27 protein-coding genes are annotated in these 23564 nt (G+C 55.3%); 19 read left to right on the top strand and 8 right to left on the bottom strand.

Annotation, left to right across the window (positions count from 1 at the left end):
• Positions 1-28 precede the first annotated feature (28 nt).
• From BLW11_RS19030 to BLW11_RS19005, 6 genes are read left to right on the top strand one after another with little or no spacing between them, the layout of a single operon-like run.
• Positions 29-1582, top strand: coding sequence for a sugar ABC transporter ATP-binding protein (locus tag BLW11_RS19030; protein ID WP_048360891.1), 1554 nt, complete (start codon positions 29-31; stop codon positions 1580-1582).
• Complete coding sequence (locus BLW11_RS19025; protein ID WP_048360892.1) at positions 1579-2556, top strand: ABC transporter permease; 978 nt, start codon at positions 1579-1581, stop codon at positions 2554-2556. The genes BLW11_RS19030 and BLW11_RS19025 overlap by 4 nt, the downstream gene beginning before the upstream one ends.
• Before the next feature lie 3 nt (positions 2557-2559).
• Positions 2560-3594, top strand: a complete 1035-nt coding sequence (locus BLW11_RS19020) for a LacI family DNA-binding transcriptional regulator (RefSeq protein WP_048360893.1) — start codon at positions 2560-2562, stop codon at positions 3592-3594.
• Positions 3595-3604: 10 nt separating this feature from the next.
• Complete coding sequence (rbsK, locus tag BLW11_RS19015) at positions 3605-4525, top strand: ribokinase (protein WP_048360894.1); 921 nt, start codon at positions 3605-3607, stop codon at positions 4523-4525.
• The gene (rbsD, locus tag BLW11_RS19010; protein ID WP_048360895.1) at positions 4522-4926 is read left to right on the top strand and encodes a D-ribose pyranase; all 405 of its coding nucleotides are present in this window, start codon (positions 4522-4524) and stop codon (positions 4924-4926) included. The genes rbsK and rbsD overlap by 4 nt, the downstream gene beginning before the upstream one ends.
• Positions 4927-4949: 23 nt before the next feature.
• Positions 4950-5978: a nucleoside hydrolase gene (locus BLW11_RS19005; RefSeq protein WP_048360896.1), complete on the top strand. Its 1029-nt coding sequence runs from the start codon at positions 4950-4952 to the stop codon at positions 5976-5978.
• Positions 5979-5995: 17 nt separating this feature from the next.
• On the opposite strand, the gene BLW11_RS19000 is transcribed toward BLW11_RS19005, so the two are convergent.
• Positions 5996-6196: a hypothetical protein gene (locus tag BLW11_RS19000; protein WP_048360897.1), complete on the bottom strand. Its 201-nt coding sequence runs from the start codon at positions 6194-6196 to the stop codon at positions 5996-5998.
• A 168-nt stretch (positions 6197-6364) separates the two neighbouring features.
• On the opposite strand from BLW11_RS19000, the gene BLW11_RS18995 reads away from it, so the two are divergent.
• The gene (locus tag BLW11_RS18995) at positions 6365-6670 is read left to right on the top strand and encodes a hypothetical protein (protein ID WP_048361070.1); all 306 of its coding nucleotides are present in this window, start codon (positions 6365-6367) and stop codon (positions 6668-6670) included.
• Between the two features lie 161 nt (positions 6671-6831).
• A complete protein-coding gene (locus tag BLW11_RS18990) occupies positions 6832-7140 on the top strand; it encodes an I78 family peptidase inhibitor (protein ID WP_048360898.1) in 309 nt (102 codons plus the stop codon).
• Positions 7141-7210: 70 nt separating this feature from the next.
• Here BLW11_RS18990 and BLW11_RS18985 read toward each other — a convergent pair whose 3' ends face one another.
• Complete coding sequence (locus BLW11_RS18985; protein ID WP_003179963.1) at positions 7211-7423, bottom strand: cold-shock protein; 213 nt, start codon at positions 7421-7423, stop codon at positions 7211-7213.
• A 293-nt stretch (positions 7424-7716) separates the two neighbouring features.
• Positions 7717-8019, bottom strand: coding sequence for a hypothetical protein (locus BLW11_RS18980; protein ID WP_048360899.1), 303 nt, complete (start codon positions 8017-8019; stop codon positions 7717-7719).
• Positions 8020-8382: 363 nt separating this feature from the next.
• Between BLW11_RS18980 and thrS the strand changes: the two genes are divergently transcribed.
• From thrS to BLW11_RS18935, 8 genes are all read left to right on the top strand, one after another.
• Positions 8383-10305 carry a threonine--tRNA ligase gene (gene thrS / locus BLW11_RS18970; protein ID WP_048360901.1) on the top strand — a complete coding sequence of 641 codons (1923 nt, stop codon included), beginning with the start codon at positions 8383-8385 and terminating at the stop codon, positions 10303-10305.
• Positions 10305-10856: a translation initiation factor IF-3 gene (gene infC / locus BLW11_RS18965; RefSeq protein WP_171970586.1), complete on the top strand. Its 552-nt coding sequence runs from the start codon at positions 10305-10307 to the stop codon at positions 10854-10856. The genes thrS and infC overlap by 1 nt, the downstream gene beginning before the upstream one ends.
• Before the next feature lie 59 nt (positions 10857-10915).
• Complete coding sequence (rpmI, locus tag BLW11_RS18960) at positions 10916-11110, top strand: 50S ribosomal protein L35 (protein WP_003442181.1); 195 nt, start codon at positions 10916-10918, stop codon at positions 11108-11110.
• Positions 11111-11138: 28 nt separating this feature from the next.
• Positions 11139-11495, top strand: a complete 357-nt coding sequence (rplT, locus tag BLW11_RS18955) for a 50S ribosomal protein L20 (RefSeq protein WP_003442184.1) — start codon at positions 11139-11141, stop codon at positions 11493-11495.
• A gap of 109 nt (positions 11496-11604) precedes the next feature.
• Entirely contained in the window at positions 11605-12621 is a 1017-nt protein-coding gene (gene pheS / locus BLW11_RS18950; protein WP_019829200.1) for a phenylalanine--tRNA ligase subunit alpha, read from the top strand.
• A gap of 26 nt (positions 12622-12647) precedes the next feature.
• Entirely contained in the window at positions 12648-15026 is a 2379-nt protein-coding gene (gene pheT / locus BLW11_RS18945) for a phenylalanine--tRNA ligase subunit beta (protein ID WP_048360902.1), read from the top strand.
• A 3-nt stretch (positions 15027-15029) separates the two neighbouring features.
• The gene (gene ihfA / locus BLW11_RS18940; RefSeq protein ID WP_002553164.1) at positions 15030-15332 is read left to right on the top strand and encodes an integration host factor subunit alpha; all 303 of its coding nucleotides are present in this window, start codon (positions 15030-15032) and stop codon (positions 15330-15332) included.
• Positions 15313-15669: a MerR family transcriptional regulator gene (locus BLW11_RS18935; RefSeq protein WP_016781403.1), complete on the top strand. Its 357-nt coding sequence runs from the start codon at positions 15313-15315 to the stop codon at positions 15667-15669. The genes ihfA and BLW11_RS18935 overlap by 20 nt, the downstream gene beginning before the upstream one ends.
• 177 nt (positions 15670-15846) lie before the next feature.
• Here the strand turns inward: BLW11_RS18935 and BLW11_RS18930 are convergent, their stop codons facing one another.
• From BLW11_RS18930 to BLW11_RS18900, 5 genes are all read right to left on the bottom strand, one after another.
• Entirely contained in the window at positions 15847-16365 is a 519-nt protein-coding gene (locus BLW11_RS18930; RefSeq protein WP_048360903.1) for a GNAT family N-acetyltransferase, read from the bottom strand.
• A 1060-nt stretch (positions 16366-17425) separates the two neighbouring features.
• Positions 17426-17566: a DUF2256 domain-containing protein gene (locus tag BLW11_RS18915; protein ID WP_074836871.1), complete on the bottom strand. Its 141-nt coding sequence runs from the start codon at positions 17564-17566 to the stop codon at positions 17426-17428.
• Entirely contained in the window at positions 17563-19101 is a 1539-nt protein-coding gene (locus BLW11_RS18910; protein WP_048360905.1) for a cryptochrome/photolyase family protein, read from the bottom strand. Before BLW11_RS18910 ends, BLW11_RS18915 begins: the two co-directional genes overlap by 4 nt.
• A gap of 300 nt (positions 19102-19401) precedes the next feature.
• Positions 19402-20454 carry a metallophosphoesterase gene (locus BLW11_RS18905; RefSeq protein ID WP_244156422.1) on the bottom strand — a complete coding sequence of 351 codons (1053 nt, stop codon included), beginning with the start codon at positions 20452-20454 and terminating at the stop codon, positions 19402-19404.
• A 78-nt stretch (positions 20455-20532) separates the two neighbouring features.
• The gene (locus tag BLW11_RS18900; protein WP_048360907.1) at positions 20533-20973 is read right to left on the bottom strand and encodes a helix-turn-helix domain-containing protein; all 441 of its coding nucleotides are present in this window, start codon (positions 20971-20973) and stop codon (positions 20533-20535) included.
• Positions 20974-21040: 67 nt separating this feature from the next.
• Here BLW11_RS18900 and BLW11_RS18895 point away from each other — a divergent pair, with 67 nt between their 5' ends.
• From BLW11_RS18895 to BLW11_RS18885, 3 genes are all read left to right on the top strand, one after another.
• Complete coding sequence (locus BLW11_RS18895; RefSeq protein WP_241486149.1) at positions 21041-21568, top strand: DUF2938 domain-containing protein; 528 nt, start codon at positions 21041-21043, stop codon at positions 21566-21568.
• A gap of 494 nt (positions 21569-22062) precedes the next feature.
• On the top strand, positions 22063-22569 hold the full coding sequence (locus tag BLW11_RS18890) for a sigma-70 family RNA polymerase sigma factor (protein ID WP_048360908.1): 507 nt from the start codon (positions 22063-22065) through the stop codon (positions 22567-22569).
• Positions 22566-23531, top strand: coding sequence for a FecR domain-containing protein (locus BLW11_RS18885; RefSeq protein WP_048360909.1), 966 nt, complete (start codon positions 22566-22568; stop codon positions 23529-23531). Before BLW11_RS18890 ends, BLW11_RS18885 begins: the two co-directional genes overlap by 4 nt.
• The last annotated feature ends 33 nt before the right edge of the window (positions 23532-23564 follow it).

Raw genomic sequence — 23564 nt, 5'->3', positions numbered from 1 at the left:
CCGGAGGGCGGGTGCCCGGAGAAATCCTATGTCTGCTCCTGATGCCAGCGTGGTCCTTTCGGTTAGCGGGATTGGCAAAACCTATACACAACCGGTGCTGGCGGGCATTGATCTGTCGCTGTACCGCGGCGAAGTACTGGCCCTGACGGGTGAAAATGGGGCGGGCAAAAGCACGCTCTCAAAGATCATTGGCGGCCTGGAAGCTCCGACTCTCGGGCAGATGCAATTCAACGGTCAGGCCTACACACCGGGCAGCCGCTCCCAGGCTGAGCGCCAGGGTGTGCGCATGGTCATGCAGGAGCTGAACCTGCTGCCCACACTGACGGTGGCTGAAAATCTGTTTCTGGATAATCTTCCCGGTCGTATGGGCTGGATCAACCGCAAGCAATTGCGCAAGGCGGCGATTGAGGCCATGGCCCAGGTCGGCCTGGAGGCGATAGACCCCGACACCCTGGTCGGGGCGCTGGGTATCGGCCATCAGCAGATGGTGGAGATAGCCCGCAACCTGATTGGTGATTGCCACGTACTGATCCTGGATGAGCCCACCGCGATGCTCACGGCCCGTGAAGTCGAAATGCTGTTTGTGCAAATCGAGCGGTTGCAGGCGCGCGGTGTGGCGATTGTTTATATCTCCCACCGGCTTGAAGAGCTGGCGCGTGTGGCGCAGCGGATTGCCGTGCTGCGTGACGGTTGCCTGGTGTGCGTTGAGCCCATTGCGGATTACAGCAGCGAGCAACTGGTCAACCTGATGGTGGGGCGTGAGTTGGGCGACCAGCTGGACTTGGGCGTGCGCAGCCTGGGCGATACGGCGCTCAAGGTCTCGGGGATCTGTCGAGCGGACAAAGTTAAAAATGTCTCGTTTGAAGTCCGTAAGGGCGAAATATTCGGTATCTCGGGGCTGATCGGGGCAGGGCGTACAGAGCTTTTGCGCTTGATCTACGGCGCTGATCTGGCTGATAGCGGCACCGTTGCAGTGGGTTCTGCCTTGCAGGTGGTCAGCATCCGTTCGCCGGCAGATGCGGTTAAGCAGGGGATTGCCCTGATTACCGAAGACAGGAAGGGCGAAGGCTTGCTCTTGACCCAGTCGATCAGTGCCAACATCGGCCTGGGCAATATGCACCGTGTCTCCAGCGCGGGGGTGGTCAATAGCCAGCAGGAGGCAGCACTGGCCCGGCGCCAGATAGATGCAATGGGGATCCGCAGCAGCGGCCCCGAGCAGGTGGTGTCACAACTCTCCGGTGGCAATCAGCAGAAGGTGGTCATTGGCCGCTGGCTGGAACGCGACTGTACCGTGCTGCTGTTTGATGAGCCGACTCGCGGTATCGACATCGGTGCCAAGTTCGATATTTACCGGCTGCTGGGCGAGCTGACACGCCAGGGCAAGGCGCTGGTCGTGGTGTCGAGCGACCTTCGCGAGTTGATGTTGATCTGTGATCGCATTGGCGTGCTGTCTGCGGGGCGACTGATTGAAACGTTTGAACGTGACAGCTGGAGTCAGGAGCAGCTGCTGGCAGCCGCTTTTGCCGGTTATCAAAAACGAGATGCGCTGCTCACTGAAGCTGCGCCAAAGGAAGCCTCATGAAATCCACCCCCTCCGTGCGAAAAACTTCGCATAACTACTATGGTACGGGCACCTACCTGGGCTTGGCAGGCGCCTTGCTGGCCATGATTGTTCTGTTTTCCAGCCTGAGTGATCATTTTTTCTCTTATGACACGTTGAGCACCCTGGCCAACCAGATCCCGGATCTGATGGTGCTGTCTGTCGGCATGACCTTCGTATTGATTATCGGCGGTATCGATCTGTCGGTAGGGTCCGTACTGGCCCTGGCAGCCTCCGCAGTCAGCGTTGCAATACTGGGGTGGGGCTGGAGCATTCTGCCCGCCGCCTTGCTGGGCATGGGGTGTGCAGCCCTGGCAGGTACGATCACGGGCTCGATCACCGTGGCCTGGAAGATCCCGTCTTTCATCGTCTCCCTGGGTGTTCTGGAGATGGCCCGGGGTGCGGCCTATCAAATGACAGGTTCGCGCACGGCCTATATCGGCGACGCTTATGCCTGGCTGTCGAACCCGATTGCCTTTGGTATTTCGCCTTCTTTCATCATCGCTTTGCTGATTATTCTGGTTGCTCAAGCGGTGCTGACACGAACAGTCTTTGGCCGTTACCTGATCGGCATCGGCACCAACGAGGAAGCCGTCCGCCTGGCAGGCATCAATCCCAAGCCCTACAAAATATTGGTCTTCAGCATGATGGGATTGCTGGCCGGGGTGGCGGCGCTGTTCCAGATGTCGCGACTTGAGGCGGCGGACCCCAATGCCGGTTCGGGTCTTGAGTTGCAGGTTATTGCAGCGGTTGTGATTGGCGGCACGAGCTTGATGGGTGGGCGGGGTTCGGTGATCAGCACTTTTTTTGGTGTGCTGATTATTTCGGTGTTGGCTGCGGGGCTGGCACAAATCGGCGCGACCGAGCCGACGAAGCGTATTATTACCGGTGCTGTCATAGTGATAGCAGTGGTATTGGACACATACCGAAGTCAACGTGCACAGCGACGGAATTGAGTAATGGCAACCATTAAAGATGTCGCGGCAATGGCGGGTATTTCGTACACGACGGTTTCGCATGTGCTGAACAAAACCCGTCCAGTGAGCGAGCCGGTTCGATTGAAGGTGGAAGAAGCCATTGCGCGCCTCGACTATGTGCCCAGCGCAGTAGCGCGCTCCCTGAAAGCCAAGACCACGGCGACGATCGGCCTGTTGGTGGCTAATAGCCTGAACCCTTACTTTGCCGAGCTGGCGCGGGGTATCGAGGACTGCTGCGAGCGCAATAATTATTGCGTCATCCTGTGTAACTGCGACGACAACCCCGAAAAGCAACGTAATTACCTGCGGGTGCTGCTAGAAAAACGGGTGGACGGGCTGGTGGTTGCATCGGCCGGCGAAGACCTGGGGCTGGCGAGCGGGCTGCTCGGGGTTCGAACGCCGATGGTCATCGTCGACCGCAGCCTCGAAGGTATCGAGGCGGATCTGGTGCGAATCGATCATGAGCTGGGCGCTTATCTGGCCACGCGCCATCTGATCGACCTGGGGCATCGCGCTATTGCCTGTATCGGCGGCCCGGCAATCACGCGCGTTGCACAGTTGCGCACGGCCGGGTATCTGCGGGCGTTGGCCGAGGCGGGTATTTCGGCGCCCGAGCACTCGATGGTCGAAAGTGATTTCAGCAGCGTGGGGGGGTATCAGGCCGCAGTCGGCTTGCTGGCGAGCAACCCGCCTTCGGCTATTTTTGCCTGCAACGACATGATGGGCATCGGCGTATTGCGGGCAGCCGCCGAACGCAATATTCGTGTGCCGGAGCAGTTGTCGGTCATCGGCTTTGATGATGTGCAGATGAGCCGTTATGTCTACCCGTCGCTGACGACGGTCGGGCAATCGATTTTGCAATTGGGCGAAATGGCTGCGCAGTTACTGTTGCGGCGTATTGCATCGCCCGAACGAGCGGTAGAACAACGGATCGTGAGCCCCGGCATTGTGCTGCGGGAGTCCACGAGGGCCTATGCCGGGGCATCGATCAAGTACCCCCAAACAATCAATGGATGAGTGCCGATACATGCAAGCAAGTGTAGTAGTGGTTGGCAGTCTGAATATGGACCTGGTCACGCGCACCGAGAGGTTGCCGTACCCCGGAGAGACACTCTTCGGGCAGTCCTTCGGCACGGTACACGGAGGCAAGGGCGCGAACCAGGCGGTGGCAGCATCGCGTCTGGGCGCCCGGGTGGCGATGGTCGGGTGTGTCGGTGATGATGCGTACGGCCTGCAGCTGCGCGAAGGGCTGCTGGCTGAACACATCGACTGTCAGGCAGTGCGTACCGTGTCCGGTAGTGCGAGCGGTGTGGCGTTGATCATGGTCGATGCCGGTAGCCAGAACACCATAGTGGTCGTGGCAGGCGCCAATGGCTGCCTGGAGCCTCAGGACATCAAGTCATTTGATGAGGTTCTGCAGGGTGCCGAAGTGCTTGTGTGCCAGCTCGAAGTGCCGGTGGAGACCGTGGGTTACGTCCTGGGCCGTGGGCGCGAGCTGGACAAAATCGTGATTCTCAATCCAGCGCCTGTCAGTGGTCCGTTGCCAGCACACTGGTATGCCAATCTGGACTATTTGATTCCGAATGAAACTGAGGCTTGGGCGCTTAGCGGTGTGACCGTCGACTCGCTTGAGTCAGCTGAGCTGGCTGCCCGCCGGCTTTTAGCGTTCGGGGCGCGCAAGGTCATTGTGACGCTGGGCGCCCTCGGGGCGCTGTTTGTCAGTGCCCGGCGTGTTGTGCACTTTGCTGCGCCCAAGGTCGAGGCCGTTGATGCCACGGCGGCAGGCGATACATTTGTGGGGGCTTTTTCTGCGGCGCTGGCGTCGGGCAAGGATGAAGACGAAGCGATTCGCTTTGCTCAGGTAGCCGCTGCGCTGTCAGTCACCCGTGCCGGTGCTCAGCCCTCCATTCCACTGTTGCGTGATGTTCAGGATTTTGCCGCGCCATGAAAAAAACGCCCTTGCTTAATATTGCGCTGTCGCGACTGGTTGCATCGTTGGGGCATGGCGATATCGTGGTTATTGCCGATGCCGGTTTGCCGGTGCCCAAGGGTGTTGAGCTGATTGATCTGGCTTTGACCCGGGGCATTCCTGACGTTGCCAGCACGCTGCGTACGCTGCTCAGTGAGATGCAGGTGCAAAGCCACGTGCTGGCCCATGAGTTGCTGCAAGCGCCTTGCCCGGCACTGTCCTGTATTGAGGAGCATGCGGGCAGGGGGGAGCTGGGGACCCGATGCCTGCTCACCCATGACGCTTTCAAAGAGCTCTGCCTGCAAGCAAAAGTAATTGTTCGTACGGGAGAGTGTCGTCCGTATTGCAATATTGCCTTGGTTTCAGGTGTGTTTTTTTAGATTAATAGTACAAGGAGTTGGTTATGTTTCGTTTTGCGCAGGTTTTTCGCCAGTTAATCAGGAGTGTTTCGCTTTTGTCCGTCATCACGATCTCGAGTGTTCAGGCCGCAGACAAGATCGATTTGATTATCGATACCGACCCCGGTGCGGATGATGTTGTGGCGCTGTTGATGGCCCTGGCTTCGCCCGAGCAGCTGAATGTGCGGGCGATTACCACCGTGGCGGGGAATGTGCGGCTGGACAAGACTTCGCGCAATGCCCGTCTCGCCCGGGAGTGGGCCGGTCGTGAAGACGTCCCGGTCTATGCCGGTGCGCCCAAGCCCTTGGTGCGCTCCCCTATCTATGCTGAAAACATCCATGGCAAGGAGGGCCTCACAGGTGTGCCTATTCATGAGCCTGCAAAAGGGCTTGAATCGATTAATGCGGTTAACTACCTGATCGATACGTTGCGTGCGGCGAAGCCGGGCAGCGTGACCATTGCGATGCTTGGTCCGCAGACCAACCTGGCGCTGGCCCTGACGCAAGCGCCGGACATTACCCGGGGGATCAAGGAGGTCGTGGTGATGGGGGGCGCCCACTTCAACGGGGGCAATATCACCCCGGTAGCTGAATTCAACATCTACGCGGACCCGCATGCCGCAGACGTGGTGTTGAAAAGTGGCGTGAAGCTGACCTATGTACCGCTTGATGTCACGCACAAGATCCTGACCAGCGAAGCGCGCATGAAACAGATCGCGGCACTGGGCAATACGGCCGGGAAATTGGTTGGCGGTATTCTGAATGAATACGTGAAGGGTGACATGGAGCACTACGGTCTGCCCGGTGGGCCTGTGCACGATGCCAGTGTTATTGCCTACCTGCTCAACCCGGAGCTATTTACCGGGCGTGATGTAAACATGGTTGTGGATACCCGTGAAGGACCCACCTTCGGCCAGACAATTGTGGATTGGTACAACACTCTGAATCAGCCAAAAAATGTTTTTTGGATCGAGGGCGGGGACGCGCAGGGCTTTTTTGACTTGCTGACGTCGCGGTTGGGTCGGTTGAAGTAATTCGAAATCGCGCTGATTTATGTCAGTTTTGAGAGTTCGGTTTCTTTGTATTTCTCGAAAACCTGACTGACAAAAGCTCGGGCAGCCTCTTTCCCGAGCTCTTTGACCAATAGATCAATGCCGATGATGGCCAGCTCTTCAGGGCTGCCCGGGCTGTAAGAACACTGTCCTTGGGGCCATTTGGCCTTGATATCTGCGTCGATGCTGACTGTTGTCATGGGGTAGCTCGTGATGGGCGTGGGCGTGGAGAAGCGATTTTAGCAAAAAGCCATTCTTAAGCTATCAAGCGACCTGTGTTATTTGCATCAAGGGTGTCTTTGGGCCTCAACTTTTCCATCAAGCCCATGGTGCGTGCCACACTTGCACTTTTGAAAGCGGGGCAGTCCATGCAAATTGATTTAAATGATCCCGAGCACCTCACACTTGCTGCGGTGCGCCAATTGCTGGTGTCGGCCAGCGACGATGAGCATACCCAGTTGCGCGTGACCAAGGCGGGTATTGCCTTTATCTCCAGCGGTGTTGTTGGGGGTGCGGATATCGATGGGCTGCTGTTCAGGCTGGAAACCTGGGCGGCAGGTTCCGGGTATGTCGGTAAAGTCGCGGCGAGTGATGAGGTCTGGGTGATGCAAATTTACAATGCCCTTAAAGACAACTGGCCTAATCCGCCATTTGACTACATCGATGTGTACTAATTCTTACACATATTTGGCAATGATTAGGCGCGTACGGTATTTGCCTGCTCGGGCAATATTGCTCGCGCGTTAGTCAATCCGCGGGTGCCATCTTGCGCCATGCAACCTATTTGCGAAAAAGCTGTCGCAAAGGTTCAGACTTTTTATCTTAAGGAGGCTTCATGTCTTGGAAGCTAGTGTCATTGGGTTCGTTGTTGGCGGTCGTAGCACTGTCTGGGTGCAGCACACAAGATTCGGTTAAAGAGCCCGTCTCTGATACGGGGCATAGCCGTTGCGATGCCAAGTCGGCATCTTTCGTGATCGGCAAAAAAGCCTCACCAGAGCTTTTGGAGCAGGCCCGTGTCAAGGCAGGAGCACAGAATGCGCGTCTTTTGTCGCCGCATGATGTCATGACGCTCGAGTACCGCTCAGACCGTTTGAATCTGAACATGGATGACAACGCAATCATTACCCGCGTGAACTGCGGCTAAGCAGGCCTGGCCATATTACAGGCATAAAAAACCCCGTCACATGGACGGGGTTTTTTTGTTCGAGGGAGATTTACTCCGGACGAACCTGTGCAGCTTGCATACCCTTTTGGCCTTTCTCAGCCACGAAGGAAACGGTCTGGCCTTCTTTCAGGCTTTTGAAACCGTCGCTTTCGATAGCTTTGAAGTGTACGAACAGGTCGTCACCGCCACCTTGAGGAGTGATGAAGCCGAAGCCTTTTTCATCGTTGAACCATTTTACGGTGCCGGTTTGGCGATTAGACATGGTGTATCTCCAAGAAACTTATATTTTCAGTAGTACTGTGCTGCTCAGGCCAACTGGGCACACCGAGCTATCATAGTCGAAATGTGCGCTTTGGGAGCCCCCCTGAACTGCAGATTACTGCAATGTTAGCTTTCGTCTGTCGCCTGAAGCCTCCGAAACCCCCGGTTTATGGGGGGTTTAGGGCTAAAGGCGGCTCAAAAAAAAGCAGCTGCGGATGCATATTTTTTAAAGAAAAGAGCTTTTCAGGCCGTTTTTACTCTAAAAAAGGCTCGGGTTGACCGTGGAGTCGGGCGTTATTTGGTTGCCCGGCAGGCTTGAATGGCATCCAGGGCTTTGGTTCTCAGCTCGGCGCTCGGCTGAGTTGTCTTGCTCATCAGCTGTTTAATCTCGGCAGTCGAAAACTTCTCGGAGAGTTTCTCCGCGCCGCATGCGCAATGCTGCTCGGCTGTTTTTGCGTCCACGCTTTGGCTTGCCGCCGCTACGCAGTCCTTCATGTAGTCTTTTTTTGCACCGGCGGGCCAGTTATCGGCCTGAGCGGTCAGGGGAAGCAGTAGTGCCAAAGGTGCTGCGAAGATGAGGGCGTGGATCATGCGCATAAGTTGCTCCTTGTAAGCATTGAAACCGAGTGTGTATCACTTAGTATCTGAGAGGTTAGTGCAGCTCAAGTTCACCCTTTTGTAAAAAAGTGCCCTTTATTTTGGCTGCGACACCGGGTGCGTAACAGAGAGGGTACATCTGTGCTAGCATGCCGCCCTTGGCTATTTTCTGTTTTGCGTGCTCCCTGAGTCGCAATGCTGTGCCATTAACCTTATTGATTTGAACTCCAGTCACTCTGGTTCGGTTTTTGGTTGGCCGCAAGGCTCCTGCCACTGTGAGGCAGGCATACCACCGAATCGCGTACTGGCTCATCCCAACCCACGTGACCTTTGGTAGGGGTCACCACTAGGAGAGGAGGCGCCATGCCAACTATTACTCTTCCCGACGGCAGTCAACGTTCTTTCGATCATCCGGTATCTGTTGCTGAAGTTGCCGCTTCTATTGGCGCGGGCCTGGCTAAAGCCACCGTGGCCGGCAAGGTCAACGGCAAGTTGGTTGATGCCTGTGACCTGATTGAAAGTGACTCCACGTTACAAATCATCACGCCCAAGGATGAAGAGGGGCTGGAGATCATTCGCCACTCTTGTGCTCACTTGGTCGGTCATGCTGTCAAGCAGCTGTTCCCTACGGCCAAAATGGTCATTGGTCCAGTTATCGACGAAGGTTTTTATTACGATATCGCCTATGAGCGTCCGTTCACTCCGGATGACATGGCCGCTATCGAAAAACGCATGCAGCAGCTGATCGAAAAAGATTACGACGTCATCAAGAAAGTGACGCCGCGTGCCGAAGTAATCGATCTGTTTGCCGCTCGTGGCGAAGACTACAAGCTGCGCCTGATCGAAGACATGCCGAACGAACAGGCCATGGGGTTGTACTTCCATGAAGAGTACGTCGACATGTGCCGCGGGCCTCACGTCCCGAACACGCGCTTCCTGAAGTCGTTCAAGCTGACCAAGCTGTCGGGCGCCTACTGGCGTGGCGATGCCAAAAACGAGCAGTTGCAGCGTATTTACGGTACTGCCTGGGCTGACAAGAAGCAGCTGGCAGCCTACGTCCTGCGTATCGAAGAAGCTGAAAAGCGCGATCACCGTAAAATCGGCAAGCGTCTTGGCCTGTTCCATACCCAGGAAGAAGCGCCGGGTATGGTGTTCTGGCACCCGAATGGCTGGACGCTTTACCAGGTACTTGAGCAGTACATGCGTAAAGTACAGCGCGAAAACGGCTACCTGGAGATCAAGACTCCTCAGGTGGTTGATCGCAGCTTGTGGGAAAAGTCCGGGCATTGGGCCAACTATGCCGACAACATGTTTACCACCCAGTCGGAAAGCCGCGACTACGCAATCAAGCCGATGAACTGCCCTTGCCACGTGCAAGTGTTCAATCAGGGCCTGAAAAGCTACCGTGAGCTGCCACTGCGTCTGGCAGAGTTCGGCGCTTGTCATCGTAATGAGCCGTCGGGTGCCTTGCACGGCATCATGCGTGTTCGAGGCTTTACGCAGGACGATGCGCATATTTTCTGTACTGAAGAGCAGATGCAGGCCGAATCTGCAGCCTTTATCAAGCTGACGCTGGATGTCTACGCTGACTTCGGGTTCAAGGACATTGAGCTCAAGCTGTCGACGCGTCCTGAAAAGCGCGTGGGCTCTGATGAACTGTGGGATCGCGCCGAAAGTGCATTGGCTTCAGCCCTTGATAGTGCTGGCCTGCCTTACGATTTGCAGCCGGGCGAAGGTGCCTTTTACGGGCCCAAGATTGAATTTTCTCTGAAAGATTGTCTGGGTCGTGTCTGGCAATGTGGTACCCTGCAGCTCGATTTCAACCTGCCGATCCGTCTTGGCGCAGAATATGTGTCCGAAGACAACAGCCGCAAGCACCCGGTTATGTTGCACCGTGCGATCCTCGGATCGTTCGAACGTTTCATCGGAATTCTGATTGAACATTACGAAGGTGCGTTCCCTGCGTGGCTAGCGCCGACTCAGGCAGTGATCATGAATATCACTGATAAACAGGCAGATTTTGCTGCTGAAGTTGAAAAAACTCTCAATCAGAGCGGATTTCGTGCCAAGTCTGACTTGAGAAATGAAAAGATCGGCTTTAAAATCCGCGAGCATACTTTGCTCAAGGTTCCTTATCTCTTGGTTATCGGAGATCGGGAAGTCGAGATGCAGACTGTCGCTGTGCGTACACGTGAAGGTGCTGACCTGGGCTCGATGCCCGTCGCGCAATTCGCTGAATTCCTCGCACAAGCGGTTTCCCGGCGTGGTCGCCATGATTCGGAGTAATTATTATTAAGCGTGAAATGAGACAAGATAAACGAGCTGCACCGAAAGCCCCGATCAACGAGAATATCTCTGCACGCGAGGTTCGGTTAATTGGGGCTGAAGGCGAGCAGCTTGGGATTGTGTCAATTGAAGACGCGCTTCTTAAAGCTGAAGAGGCCAAACTGGATTTGGTGGAAATTTCCGCTGATGCAGTACCCCCAGTTTGTAAGCTGATGGACTACGGCAAATCTATCTTCGAAAAGAAGAAACAGGTTGCCGCTGCAAAGAAAAACCAGAAACAGATTCAGGTTAAAGAAATCAAGTTTCGTCCAGGGACGGAGGAAGGGGATTACCAGGTAAAACTGCGCAACCTGGTACGTTTCCTGAGTGATGGGGACAGGGCCAAGGTATCGTTACGATTCCGCGGCCGTGAGATGGCCCACCAGGAGCTGGGTATGGAACTGTTGAAGCGGGTTGAAGGTGACCTGCTTGAATACGGTACCGTCGAACAGCATCCTAAGATGGAAGGACGCCAGCTGATTATGGTCATCGCCCCGAAAAAGAAGAAGTAATCACTAGGGCACGGCAGGCCTTTTGATTATGTTTATCAACTGAATGCGGAGTACCGAACATGCCAAAGATGAAAACTAAAAGTGGTGCTGCTAAGCGGTTTCTGAAAACTGCTAACGGCATCAAGCACAAGCACGCTTTCAAGAGCCACATCCTGACCAAAATGTCGACCAAGCGTAAGCGTCAATTGCGCGGTAGCAGCTTGCTGCATCCGTCTGACGTGGCAAAAGTGAAGCGCATGCTGCGCCTTTGCTAATTTCGGTCAAGAATAGAGGAAGTAACTCATGGCTCGTGTAAAGCGTGGCGTTGTCGCCCGTAAACGTCACAAAAAAATTCTGAAACTGGCTAAAGGCTACTACGGCGCACGCTCACGCGTATTCCGTGTTGCCAAGCAAGCGGTAATCAAGGCAGGCCAATACGCCTACCGTGACCGTCGTCAGAAAAAACGTCAGTTCCGCGCTCTGTGGATCGCTCGTATCAACGCTGGTGCACGTATTAACGGTCTGTCCTACAGCCGTTTCATCGCCGGCCTGAAAAAAGCTTCCATCGAGATCGACCGTAAGGTTCTGTCTGATCTGGCAGTGAACGAAAAAGCGGCGTTTGCTGCAATTGTCGAGAAAGCTAAAGCCACCTTGGCTTAAGTACCCCCGACAGTTACTCGGGCTTACCTGTGTAGGCCTGGGTGCTAAACGTCTTAAATAGGGGAAGAGCCTTCAAGCTCTTCCCCTATTTTGTATCTGGAGTCTGTACATGGAAAACCTGGATGCGCTCGTCTCTCAAGCACTAGAGGCTGTGCAAAGCGCTGAAGATATCAATGCCCTGGAGCAAATCCGGGTTCAATACCTTGGCAAAAAGGGCGAATTGACTCAGGTGATGAAGACCTTGGGGAATTTGCCGGCAGAGGAGCGTCCGCAAGTAGGTGCTCTGATCAACGTTGCCAAGGAGCGTGTCACAGAGGTTCTCAATGCGCGCAAGGCACTGTTTGAAGAGGCTGACCTGGCCGCCAAACTGTCTGCCGAGTCCATTGATGTGACCCTGCCTGGCCGTGGCCAGACCTCCGGCGGTCTGCATCCGGTTACCCGGACTCTGGAACGTATCGAGCAGTTCTTTACCCACATTGGCTACGGCATTGCCGAAGGCCCTGAGGTTGAAGACGACTATCACAACTTTGAAGCGCTCAACATCCCAGGCCATCACCCGGCCCGGTCGATGCATGACACCTTCTATTTCAATGCAAACATGTTGTTGCGCACCCATACCTCGCCGGTACAGGTCCGCACCATGGAATCGCAACAGCCGCCGATCCGCATCGTCTGCCCAGGCCGTGTGTACCGTAGCGACTCCGATATCACCCACTCGCCGATGTTCCATCAGGTTGAAGGCCTGCTGGTAGATCGCGATATCAACTTCGCAGACCTGAAAGGGACCATCGAAGAGTTCCTGCGAGTGTTCTTCGAGAAAGAACTGGCCGTGCGTTTCCGTCCTTCGTACTTCCCGTTCACCGAGCCATCCGCTGAAGTCGATATGGAATGCGTGATGTGCAGCGGCAAAGGCTGCCGTGTCTGCAAGCAGACAGGCTGGCTGGAAGTTATGGGCTGCGGCATGGTTCATCCGAATGTGTTGCGCATGTCCGGGATCGATCCGGAAGAGTTCTCAGGCTTTGCCTTCGGTATGGGTGTAGAGCGTTTGGCCATGCTGCGGTACGGCGTAAACGATTTGCGTCTGTTCTTCGACAACGACTTGCGGTTCCTCGCGCAATTTCGCTAGTCGTAACGAATTCTTAGGAGAGCAGGATGAAATTCAGTGAACAATGGCTGCGTGGTTGGGTAAACCCGCAGGTAGGTCGTGACGAGCTGGTTGCTCGTCTGTCCATGGCCGGTCTTGAGGTCGATAGCGTTACGCCGGCCGCCGGTGTATTCAGTGGCGTGGTAGTGGGCGAGGTGCTGAGCACCGAGCAACATCCCGACGCTGACAAGCTTCGCGTTTGCCAGGTCAGTAATGGTTCGGAGACTTTTCAGGTAGTGTGCGGTGCGCCAAATGTGCGCCCTGGCCTGAAAATTCCGTTTGCCATGATCGGTGCTGAACTGCCGGGCGACTTCAAAATCAAGAAAGCCAAGCTGCGCGGCGTTGAGTCCAACGGCATGCTTTGCTCGCAAGCAGAGCTGCAGGTTGGCGAAGGCAATGACGGCTTGATGGAGCTGCCGGGCGATGCGCCGGTTGGTGAAGATATTCGAGCTTATCTGGACCTCGATGATGCCAGCATTGAAGTAGACCTGACGCCGAACCGTGGTGACTGCCTGTCTCTGGCAGGTTTGGCCCGTGAAGTCGGTGCGCTTTACGCTGCCCCCGTGAGCCGTCCTGCTGTGGCTGTTGTTCCGGCTGTGCATGAGGACGTACGTCCTGTCGAAGTGCTTGCTCCCGCAGCCTGCCCGCGTTACCTGGGCCGAGTCATCCGCAATGTTGATCTGTCCCGGCCGACACCGCTGTGGATGGTTGAGCGCCTGCGTCGTGCAGACGTGCGCAGCATCGATGCCGCTGTCGATATCACCAACTATGTGATGTTGGAGCTGGGCCAGCCGTTGCACGCTTTTGATCTTGCCCAGATCAATGGTGGCATCCGTGTGCGCATGGCTGAAGAAGGCGAAAAACTGGTGCTGCTCGATGGCCAGGAAGTCACCCTGCGTAGCGATACGCTGGTGATCGCTGACCATACTCGCGCGCTGGCGATAGCCGGTGTGATGGGCGGTGAGCACAGTGGCGTAACAGCCACGACCCGTGATGTGTTCCTTGAAAGCGCCTTCTTTGATCAGATTGCTGTCGCTGGCAAGGCCCGCTCTTACGGCCTGCACACTGACGCCTCACACCGCTATGAGCGTGGCGTGGACTGGAAGCTGGCACGTGAAGCCATGGAGCGTGCCACAGGCCTGCTGCTGGACATCACCGGTGGCGAAGCTGGCCCGATTATTGAGACTGTTAACGAACAGTACCTGCCATCGATCGCGGCGATCACCTTGCGTGCAGCGCGTATCAGCCAGATGCTGGGCATGGAAATGGACTCGGCAGAAATTGAGCGTCTGCTCAGCGCCTTGGGCTTGACCATTACCGCTGACGGGGAAGGGCAGTGGCACGTAGAAGTGCCTAGCCATCGTTTCGATATCAGTCTGGAAGTTGACCTGATCGAAGAGCTGGCGCGTCTGTACGGCTACAACCGCTTGCCGGTTCGTTACCCGCAGGCCCGACTTGCGCCACAAGCCAAGGCTGAGGCGCGCAGTGACCTGCCTGAACTGCGTCGTCTGCTGGTTGCTCGTGGTTATCAGGAAGCAATCACTTACAGCTTCATCGACCCGAAACAGTTCGAACTGTTCAGTCCGGGCGTTGAGCCCTTGCTGCTGGCTAACCCGATTTCCAATGACATGGCCGCGATGCGTGCGTCCTTGTGGCCGGGCCTGGTCAAGGCATTGCAACACAACCTCAATCGTCAGCAAGATCGTGTTCGCTTGTTTGAAAGTGGTCTGCGTTTTGTCGGTCAGCTGGAAGGTCTTAAACAAGAGCCGATGCTGGCGGGTGTCGTTTGTGGCAGTCGTCTTCCTGAGGGCTGGGCTCAAGGGCGCGATGTTGTTGACTTCTTCGACGTCAAGGCAGATGTAGAAGCAGTGCTGGGCTTTGCTGGCGCTCTGGATGCGTTCACCTTCGTACCAGGTAAGCATCCAGCGCTTCACCCGGGTCAGACCGCGCGTATCGAACGTGATGGCCGAGAAGTCGGTTTTGTCGGCGCGATCCACCCTGAGTTGTCGAAAAACCTCGGTCTTGACCGTCCAGTGTTCGTCTTTGAGCTGGTTCTGGCTGAAGTGGCACTCGGTAAAATGCCTAAATTCCATGAGTTATCGCGCTTTCCTGAAGTGCGTCGTGACCTGGCGCTGCTGGCCGATCGTGACGTTGCAGCCAGTGCTGTTCTGGATGTAATCCGTGAAAATGCAGGCGAGTGGCTCACAGACCTAAGGCTATTTGACGTTTACCAGGGTAAAGGTATTGATCCGCATAGAAAAAGCCTTGCAGTTGGCTTGACCTGGCAGCATCCATCGCGCACTCTTAATGACGATGAGGTGAACACCACGACGCAAAATATCCTCACCTCGCTCGAAAAAAGGTTGAACGCCACGTTAAGGAAGTGACGTATGGGGGCTCTGACGAAAGCTGAAATGGCGGAACGTCTTTATGAAGAGCTGGGCCTGAATAAACGCGAAGCCAAAGAATTGGTGGAGTTGTTTTTTGAAGAAATCAGGCACGCTCTTGAAGACAACGAACAGGTAAAATTGTCAGGTTTTGGCAATTTTGATCTGCGTGACAAGCGACAGCGGCCTGGCCGCAATCCGAAAACGGGAGAAGAAATCCCGATCACGGCTCGCCGTGTGGTCACCTTTCGTCCAGGGCAGAAGTTGAAGGCCCGAGTAGAGGCTTATGCTGGAACCAAGTCATAACGACGAGCTCCCGCCGATCCCAGGCAAACGCTACTTCGCCATTGGCGAAGTTAGCGAGCTGTGTGGGGTCAAACCGCATGTCCTGCGCTACTGGGAGCAAGAGTTTCCTCAACTCAACCCTGTGAAACGTCGCGGAAATCGCCGGTATTATCAGCGCCAAGATGTGCTGATGATCCGGCAAATCCGAGCGTTGCTCTATGATCAAGGTTTCACCATTGGCGGGGCGCGTTTGCGACTTTCAGGTGATGAAGCCAAAGATGACACCACTCAATACAAGCAGTTGATCCGCCAAACCATCTCCGAACTGGAAGATGTTCTGCAGGTTCTTAAGAAATAAGTAAGGCATTTAAAATACTTTCGTATTTCAAAAGCTTAGAGTATATTTCTCGAAACCTTCAGAGGTTGTGTTGTAGATATAACGCCTAGTCGGGGCGTAGCGCAGTCCGGTAGCGCACTAGCATGGGGTGCTAGGCGGCTAGGCGGCTAGGCGGCTAGGCGTATTGCTCTTTTGTGTTTAAGCCACTGGCCATGCCATGACACACCGACATTCTGGAGCGAATCCGTGCTTGTACTCCTCACTCAATATCGCCGCTAGCCTCTGATCTAGGTCAGTGATGGCTTTCGCCTGGAACCCCATACGGGAGTAAAATGGTGCATTCCATGGCACGTTTGTGAATGTCGTAAGTGTTACGAAACTAAGTCTGCTTGAGCGTGCATAATCCTTCGCTGCCTCAATCAGACGCCGTCCGGTGCCTTGTCCTTGCATCGATTGCATCACTGATAATTCATAGATGTGTAAATCACTGCCGTGGCGCTCAGCGCTGAGAAAGCCTTGTGGCCGATGTTCGGTATCAAGTGCAATCCAACATGTCGATAGCGCAATGAGATGATTATGACGTTCGATCGATATCGGAGGCGACTCAGCCAGCCAACTCAACTCATCGATCATACGAAATACTTGAGCAGCGGAGGTCTCAATGGCGGGCAGGAGTTGTGCATCTCCCGATACAGCAAGGCGGATAGTCGCAGGCATGTGTCGCCTTTGGTGATGTGAGTGAGATGACGGTCAAACTAGAAAAGCTAGCTTCAATAGTTGAAGATCTCATACGAGCAGCCTTAGTGGTGTTGATGACAATTGAGCTAAATGCAATCAGTGTAGCGCTACTGGTTTTGGAGTGGCTGCAATCAAAAGCTGGATGTGTGTGGGTGCCGAAGCTGCGCAAAACCTAGGCTGCAGGCCATGGTTTACCGTTTGCATATGCACGAATAGCAGTGCATTTTGCCATCGCCAATAATAGCATTTCACTTTTGTTTACAACAACTTACGATATTTTACGAGCGAACATGGGGTGCTAGGGGTCGAGTGTTCGAATCACTCCGTCCCGACCATATTTTTCAATGACTTAGCCCAACCTAATACGTTGGGCTTTTTCATGTGCGTGACTTTTGCATGACTTCTCCACATTTCATGCCTGCCTTCTCTTCAGAATCGTCAGCACCGGCCCACGCGAGTCAGTTGCTGACACCTGATTTGCAGCTTCTATCAGCTGCCCCAGCTCAGCGTCGGAGCAGTGACTGGCATGTACCTGGCGATCAGCCATCAGGCAGATGCACTCACCCAAGGCTATAGTGAATCTCCACACCTTTGATAGGCGAGAGCGTTATGAAACGATCAGTTCTGTTTGCTTTAGTAGGTTTGGTAGCGACTCCACTTTTTGCTGCCGATGATCTGTGCACTATAAATCTGCAGAAGTTGTCCGACTATAAGGCCACCGCTAGCACTCTTGGACAGCCACTACTTGGACAGATCCATAACGCGAGAGTTGAGGCACAAAAAGCACAGGCTGCCGGTGATACACAGAAGTGCATTAGTCTCACTAACAAAGCGCTGCAGGATGTTGTGAACTCACAAAAAGGCAAGTAACCGAGGGGGACGGCCATGCGACTTAGGTCGCTAGCCGTCCATGCTTTTCGGAAGGTTGGCGGGTCAATGAAGGCGCAGATGATCAGTGATTTGGCCATTGATGCGTGATTGATGGCGGTTTGGGAGGCGTAGAGCTTGCAAGGTGTCTAGAGAATCCGAGGCGATTCAGTTAGCGTTCAATAGCCTTACTCCGTCGGCAACGTTCGGAGCAGTAGCGCACTTCCTCCCAGCAGCGAGCCCACTTCTTGCGCCATGTGAAGAGAAGGCCACAGCTCGCGCAAGTTTTGACGGGGAGCTCACTTTTTTTCACAACGACTCACCGTTGTCTAATTGGTTGAGCAACGATTGGCCGCGCTGCCAAAGCGCCTGTTGTTTGGATTCGGTCATACGGTCGAGGTTTTTATAAATCATGCTCATGCGCTGATTGCCGCGCAGGCGGTCGCCGTGACGCATCAAGAAGTGCCAATAAAGCGAGTTGAAAGGGCAGGCGTCGTCTGTGGTGCTTTCGCTCACTTTGTAGGCGCAGCCGCGACAATAGTCGGACATGCGCTTAATGTATTGGCCGCTCGCGCAATAGGGTTTAGAGCCTAGGTAGCCGCCATCGGCGTGCATGACCATGCCCAGTGTATTGGGTAGTTCCACCCAGTCGAAGGCGTCCATGTAGATAGCCAGATACCACTCACATATTTCACTCGGTGCGATACCGGCGAGCAGTGCGAAATTGCCGGTCACCATCAGCCGTTGGATGTGGTGAGCGTAGGCGTGCTTGAGGCTCTGGCTTATGGCCTGGCGCATGCAATTCATCTGCGTTTCACCTGTCCAGTAGAACTCTGGAAGCGACCTCGTATTACCGAAGGCATTGCCCTGAGCATAATCAGGCATCTTCAGCCAGTAGACGCCTCGGACATACTCACGCCAGCCGATCAGTTGTCGAATAAAGCCTTCGGCGGCGTTGAGTGCAATGCTGCCGGACCAATACGCAGACTCCACATCGCTGCAAAGCTGGCGAAGATCCAGTAAGCCAATATTGAGCGCCGCGCTTATACGGGCATGGAACAGAAAGGGCTCATCGCTAGCCATGGCGTCCTGGTAGTCGCCGAAGGCTGCCAAGCCCCAGTCGAGGAAGTAATCCCATAGTGCCTGAGCTTCGGCGTGGGTTACCGGATAGTCGAACGTGTCGAGGGCGCCATAGTGACCGGAGAAGTTTTTTGCTACTAACGCAAGCACATCCTGGGTGATTGCATCTGGCGAAAAACGGGCTGGCGAAGGAGGCCGTACGCCCTTGGGCAAGGTTTTGCGGTTTTCTGCATCAAAGTTCCAGGCGCCTCCGACCGGGCTGCCGTCACCATTGAGTAACAACCCGCTCCTGCGGCGCATCTCTCGATAAAAAAACTCCATGCGGAGCTGTTTCTTACCTTGCGCCCAGTTAGAGAAGTCGGCTCGTGTGCAAAGAAAGCGACTATCGGAATGCCACTGGATAGCCAGGCCACAGTCCCTGAGTGAATGCTCCAGACGCCAGTCACCGCACTCCGTCATGTGGAGTTCATCCGGCTGTAGGTGTGCCTGCCAGCGGTGCAACTCACTCGGCACTGATCCAGTATTTTCCGGATCATCGAGCGTCACGTACTGCACCCTGATTCCCCTCTGCTGCAGAGCTTCGGCGAAGTGACGCATCGCGCTGAAAATAAGGGTGATTTTTTGCGGATGATGGGGGACGTGGCTGGCTTCTTCCATCACCTCGACCAAGAGCACCGTATCGCTCTCTTTATCAAGCACCTGCAGAGAGGCGAGGTCGAAGGATAATTGGTCGCCCAAGACGAGGCATAATCGGCGAGTCGTATTCATCAAGCAGGCTCCAGTTGATGGTGAGCGCAAAGGCCCGATGACTTCGTAGATTTAATCCACACAGCGTTTTTTATGAGGGGAGGGCGCTAATTCTTGTACAAGAATAATTAAATGTACAATTTTATTGTAGGGTTTCGGCTGAAAAACGTCATTATTTTTTCTGATTGGGTGTGCACGCTGCCCGCAGAGTGACGGATCAGGAAGGTGCCGAAGCTCCTCTCAGTTCTTGAGGGCTCTTTAGCCGCCCAAAGCCTCGGCTCCTTGCGTTTTTACCCTCATGCCAGCAAGGACTACATCGATTCACTGTGCTAACTGCACGCCAGTCCGTTGCGGCTCATCGCGCAGTAAACAACCTTTGGCCATCCACGGGCATTCTCTAGCCCAGTGATAGCCAGCTTCCAGGTCACCTCGATCATCGTAATAAGCTAACCGTAGCCGGTGGGCATCCAGGTCGAGTTTGGCAAATCCGGCTCGCGACGTGGTGAACGTACTATCAAGCGCAGGCATATTGAGGGCATAAAGGGTCTGGCCTCCAGCACCGGAAATGACCCATGCAGGCTCCCCTGTGCGCAACAGCAATTGCTGATTGTGATCATGTCCTGATAGAAGCATATCAACGTTGTTACGTTCTAACGCAGGCAAAAGCCTGGCAACCAGATCCGGGTCTTCACCATGCTGGCCTTGATTGCGTATTGGGTGATGGGACGCAACGATTCGCCATACAGGGGGCTCTCCCTCCGCCTGAAACGCTTGATCAATCAAGTCAATTTGCTGTTGAAAGGTTTCGCGCGGCGCCGATGTATCAAGGAACACCATTCGCACCAATGGCCGCCCATTCACATCACCGAAATCCTTGACGTAAGAGCTCGCAGGCATCTGCCAGCGGCCTGAGCCCTTATGCTGTTGCCCGTACTCGATCTCATACTTTTGCGACACGGGGTAATCATGGTTACCCAACACTGCGTAGAACGGCACATGGCTGAGCCAGTGGCCCCAATAGACCCGCTCGAACTTGGTTTGCCAACTAAGGTCATGGGTACTGGTTAACGAGTTGCCGTAAAAGTTGTCCCCTAGAAACACCACCATGTTCAGCCGCCCCTCATTGGATGCAACTTTCTCCATGGCTTGGCCTACTCGCCATTGCTGCAGCTTGCCGCTGCCTTGATCGCCCACAGCGATCATGGACACCGACGCGGAGTCCAGAGTGCTCAGAGGCACATAAGGTGAGGGAGGTGTGCATATCCAGTAACCACCAGCAATCAGCAGAAGCGCGAAGGTGACACCTGAGCAAAGCGCGACCCTCTTAAACGTTAAACGTTTTGAAATAACCAAGGGGGAAACTGTGCGCTTCAATTTTTGCACTCACTGAGTGTTGCCAAGAAAGCAGAAAAGTTCAGCTCTACCTGGCGCTCAATAAATCACATCAGTTGTTCAATCCTTGTCAAAAGCCGAAATATCGCCCTTGTTTTTTCTGACCACGCCCACTGTTCTGACATCGTTGAGCATTTTCTGAAATTTCGAGCATTCGATATGACGCGGAGCCGGGCAGGCCGCAGCACGTCGCAGTTCGTCTCGTACGGCGCTGAGGCGTTCGATGGTGCGGTCCAGTTCGTCTGCCTTGTCTGTGAGACGCTGGTGATCGATGGCGGGCTGACCGTCCGCGTCCAGCATGGTGGCGATGTCGTCCAATGAAAACGCCGCAGCTTGCCCTAGGGCAATCAAGGACAGCTGCTGGAGTACGTCCGCCCGAAATACACGGGTGAGCCCGCGACGACCTATTGAGCGGATCAGACCTTTTTCTTCGTAGTAGCGCAGGGTTGAAGCCGGCAGGCCGGAACGTTTTGCGACTTCACCGATGTTCATCTCTTTCATGCTTGACCTCAAGTCGACTTGAACTTGCAGACTGCCGGGATCAAACCGCCAGATCAGGCTTAAGGCTATGGGAAATATCATGGAAGCAGGTGAGACGCTATTGCGCATTCTGTTTGTTGGAATGGCAGCCACACTGATCATGGACGTATCAGCGTTGATTCGAGCGCGAGTATTTGGCTCGGCGTCGATCGACTATGGGCTCGTCGGTCGCTGGTTGGGGCACATGCTGCATGGGCAGTTTCGACACGCCTCTATTGTGGCGGCGCCCCGTGTCAGGCATGAACGCCTGGTTGGCTGGGTGTTTCATTACATCACTGGCTGCGTCTTCGCGATGGCGCTTTTGGGGGGCCAAGGGCTGGGCTGGCTATGCAATCCGTCCCTGATGCCCGCGCTGTTGACTGGCTTGATCAGTGTCATTGCCCCCTTTTTTATCATGCAGCCCGCGTTCGGCCTCGGCATTGCAGCGTCGAGAACTGCGGTGCCAAGCGCAGCAAGGCGCAGAAGCCTTATTGCGCATCTGACGTTCGGACTTGGGCTCTATGCAGCCGGCTGGCTGCTGATGTTGCTCTTTCCTGCGCCGCAATGCCTGGGGTGAGCCTCTCCAGAGGAGGGCAGCACATCACAATATGTGCGACGGTTCAGCGTCGGATGCGGTTTTTTTGCCAGCTGATATCGCTGTGAAATATGCCCGTATCACCTCGCATCACGTACAGCGTCGCCCTGTAAGCCGCAGTCATTCGCGAGCATTGCAAGCCGCGAATCTTGCGGTAAGCCCAGACCCAGCCGTGGTTTGTTTTAGTACTCATCCTTCTTCCTGCTTATTCATCATTTGCATCCCGGGTTCCTGCGCATGAACGATATGAGCTTGATTGGACAGGCTCTAGCACGGTAGTTCCCTGCCGGCTGCCCAAGCCACCTGCGGCGCAAGCGCTATCGCACCACCATTCAAGGCGATGCTCCTTACGGATTGGCTGCGAAGCGCCGCGATTGACCTGTTTGAAAACCCTCGAATCAGCGCGGGCGCTGTACAAGAGTCCGTTACAAACAATAAGATGCGAAGAATTATCATTAACATCAAGCGAATTTCACATGTCTCACGACAGGATCGTCTCGCCCGTCGAACAGCTGTATGCGAATCATCATGGTTGGCTGCAGGGTTGGCTGCATCGGCGACTGGGGCACCGCGCCGATGCAGAGGACCTGGCTCACGACACGTTTATCCGCGTGTTGCGCTCAGAGCACGATGCAAGGGAGTTGCGCCAGCCCATGGCGTTTCTTGCGACGATTGCCAATGGCCTGCTGATCAACCGCTGGCGTCGCCAGGCGATCGAACGGGCTTATCTTGAAGCGCTGGCTGCGCGGCCAGTGGCCCAGGAGCCTTCGCCCGAAGACCGCTGCCTGACGATCGAAACCCTGTTGCAACTCGACTCGCTGCTGATTGGGCTATCAACCAAAGTGCGGCATATTTTCTTTTTGTCCCAGCTTGATGGCCTGACCTACCCGCAAATCGCCGCACAATTGAGTTTAAGCGTGGCCCAGGTGCAGCGGGCAATGGGCAAGGCGTTCAGTGTCTGCTACGCGAGCCGTTTCGAATGAGCCGCGTTTCAGTTAACCCCCGTGTCCGGGATATGGCCATCGACTGGATGGTGCGCATGCAGTCCGGGCTTATGAGTGCGGCTGACCACCTGGCCTTGCAGCAATGGCGCCAGGCAAGCACCGACCACGAATACGCCTGGCAGCGTGTCAGCAGCCTGCCGCTGTTGTTGCAGCCCGGAGCGAGTCTCTTGTCCGACCCTGCGGCGCGCAGGGCTCTGGAGTCTGCCGGTGTAGACCCGCAGCGCCGCAGGCAGGTACTCAAGTGCCTGTTGGCAATCAGTTTGCTGGGCGGGGTTTGCTGGCAGGGCGCGGAGTCCACGCTCGTGCGTTCAGCGCTGGCCAGCTATCGCACCGCCACCGGCGAGCGCCGTCAGTGGCGGCTGGCCGATGGCACTTTGTTATGGTTGAACACTGCCAGTGCGGCCAACGTGGATGGGCGCACAGACCATAGCCAAGTGCAGTTGATCGAAGGCGAACTGGCGCTGAATGCGGGGGCCGAATCAGGCTCATTGCAACTGGTCACGCCCGATGCCGTGTTGCACGCCCGTGGCGCCAATCTGCTGGTGCGCCATGATCGGCAGGGTACTCAGGTGACAGTATTGCGCGGTCTGGTGCAGGTCAGCTCGCGTCATAACCGGGGGCCATTGTTGCTGGAGGCCGGCTGGCGAACGCGGGTGGATGCTCAGGGTATCCACCCTGCAAGTCTCACCGACGGGTTTCTGGCTCAGGCCTGGCTGCGCAGTATTTTACCGGCTGAGCGCATGCGTCTGGATGCTCTGCTGGCCGAGCTTTCACGGTACCGCCCAGGTGTTTTGCGCTGCAGCCAGCAGGTCGCGGCCTTGCGCGTGACGGGCAGCTTTGAGCTGGATGACACCGATGCGGCGCTGGCGTTGGTCGCCCATGCGTTGCCCGTGCGCATCGAGCGACGGACCCGCTTTTGGGTCACCGTGGTGCCGGTCTGAAATTATTTTTTGTTCTGCACGACAGTTTTTTGA

The organism is Pseudomonas deceptionensis, assembly GCF_900106095.1.
Classification (GTDB): Bacteria; Pseudomonadota; Gammaproteobacteria; order Pseudomonadales; family Pseudomonadaceae; genus Aquipseudomonas; species Aquipseudomonas deceptionensis.
The sequence above is the reverse complement of the archived record's forward strand: the minus strand, read 5'-3'. Positions and strand labels throughout refer to the sequence as shown.

Coding starts and splice junctions, on each gene's coding strand:
- BLW11_RS19030 (WP_048360891.1), top strand. CDS start 29: ATGTCTGCTCCTGATGCCAGCGTGGTCCTTTCGGTTAGCGGGATTGGC.
- BLW11_RS19025 (WP_048360892.1), top strand. CDS start 1,579: ATGAAATCCACCCCCTCCGTGCGAAAAACTTCGCATAACTACTATGGT.
- BLW11_RS19020 (WP_048360893.1), top strand. CDS start 2,560: ATGGCAACCATTAAAGATGTCGCGGCAATGGCGGGTATTTCGTACACG.
- rbsK (WP_048360894.1), top strand. CDS start 3,605: ATGCAAGCAAGTGTAGTAGTGGTTGGCAGTCTGAATATGGACCTGGTC.
- rbsD (WP_048360895.1), top strand. CDS start 4,522: ATGAAAAAAACGCCCTTGCTTAATATTGCGCTGTCGCGACTGGTTGCA.
- BLW11_RS19005 (WP_048360896.1), top strand. CDS start 4,950: ATGTTTCGTTTTGCGCAGGTTTTTCGCCAGTTAATCAGGAGTGTTTCG.
- BLW11_RS19000 (WP_048360897.1), bottom strand. CDS start 6,196: ATGACAACAGTCAGCATCGACGCAGATATCAAGGCCAAATGGCCCCAA.
- BLW11_RS18995 (WP_048361070.1), top strand. CDS start 6,365: ATGCAAATTGATTTAAATGATCCCGAGCACCTCACACTTGCTGCGGTG.
- BLW11_RS18990 (WP_048360898.1), top strand. CDS start 6,832: ATGTCTTGGAAGCTAGTGTCATTGGGTTCGTTGTTGGCGGTCGTAGCA.
- BLW11_RS18985 (WP_003179963.1), bottom strand. CDS start 7,423: ATGTCTAATCGCCAAACCGGCACCGTAAAATGGTTCAACGATGAAAAA.
- BLW11_RS18980 (WP_048360899.1), bottom strand. CDS start 8,019: ATGCGCATGATCCACGCCCTCATCTTCGCAGCACCTTTGGCACTACTG.
- thrS (WP_048360901.1), top strand. CDS start 8,383: ATGCCAACTATTACTCTTCCCGACGGCAGTCAACGTTCTTTCGATCAT.
- rpmI (WP_003442181.1), top strand. CDS start 10,916: ATGCCAAAGATGAAAACTAAAAGTGGTGCTGCTAAGCGGTTTCTGAAA.
- rplT (WP_003442184.1), top strand. CDS start 11,139: ATGGCTCGTGTAAAGCGTGGCGTTGTCGCCCGTAAACGTCACAAAAAA.
- pheS (WP_019829200.1), top strand. CDS start 11,605: ATGGAAAACCTGGATGCGCTCGTCTCTCAAGCACTAGAGGCTGTGCAA.
- pheT (WP_048360902.1), top strand. CDS start 12,648: ATGAAATTCAGTGAACAATGGCTGCGTGGTTGGGTAAACCCGCAGGTA.
- ihfA (WP_002553164.1), top strand. CDS start 15,030: ATGGGGGCTCTGACGAAAGCTGAAATGGCGGAACGTCTTTATGAAGAG.
- BLW11_RS18935 (WP_016781403.1), top strand. CDS start 15,313: ATGCTGGAACCAAGTCATAACGACGAGCTCCCGCCGATCCCAGGCAAA.
- BLW11_RS18930 (WP_048360903.1), bottom strand. CDS start 16,365: ATGCCTGCGACTATCCGCCTTGCTGTATCGGGAGATGCACAACTCCTG.
- BLW11_RS18910 (WP_048360905.1), bottom strand. CDS start 19,101: ATGAATACGACTCGCCGATTATGCCTCGTCTTGGGCGACCAATTATCC.
- BLW11_RS18900 (WP_048360907.1), bottom strand. CDS start 20,973: ATGAAAGAGATGAACATCGGTGAAGTCGCAAAACGTTCCGGCCTGCCG.
- BLW11_RS18895 (WP_241486149.1), top strand. CDS start 21,041: ATGGGAAATATCATGGAAGCAGGTGAGACGCTATTGCGCATTCTGTTT.
- BLW11_RS18890 (WP_048360908.1), top strand. CDS start 22,063: ATGTCTCACGACAGGATCGTCTCGCCCGTCGAACAGCTGTATGCGAAT.
- BLW11_RS18885 (WP_048360909.1), top strand. CDS start 22,566: ATGAGCCGCGTTTCAGTTAACCCCCGTGTCCGGGATATGGCCATCGAC.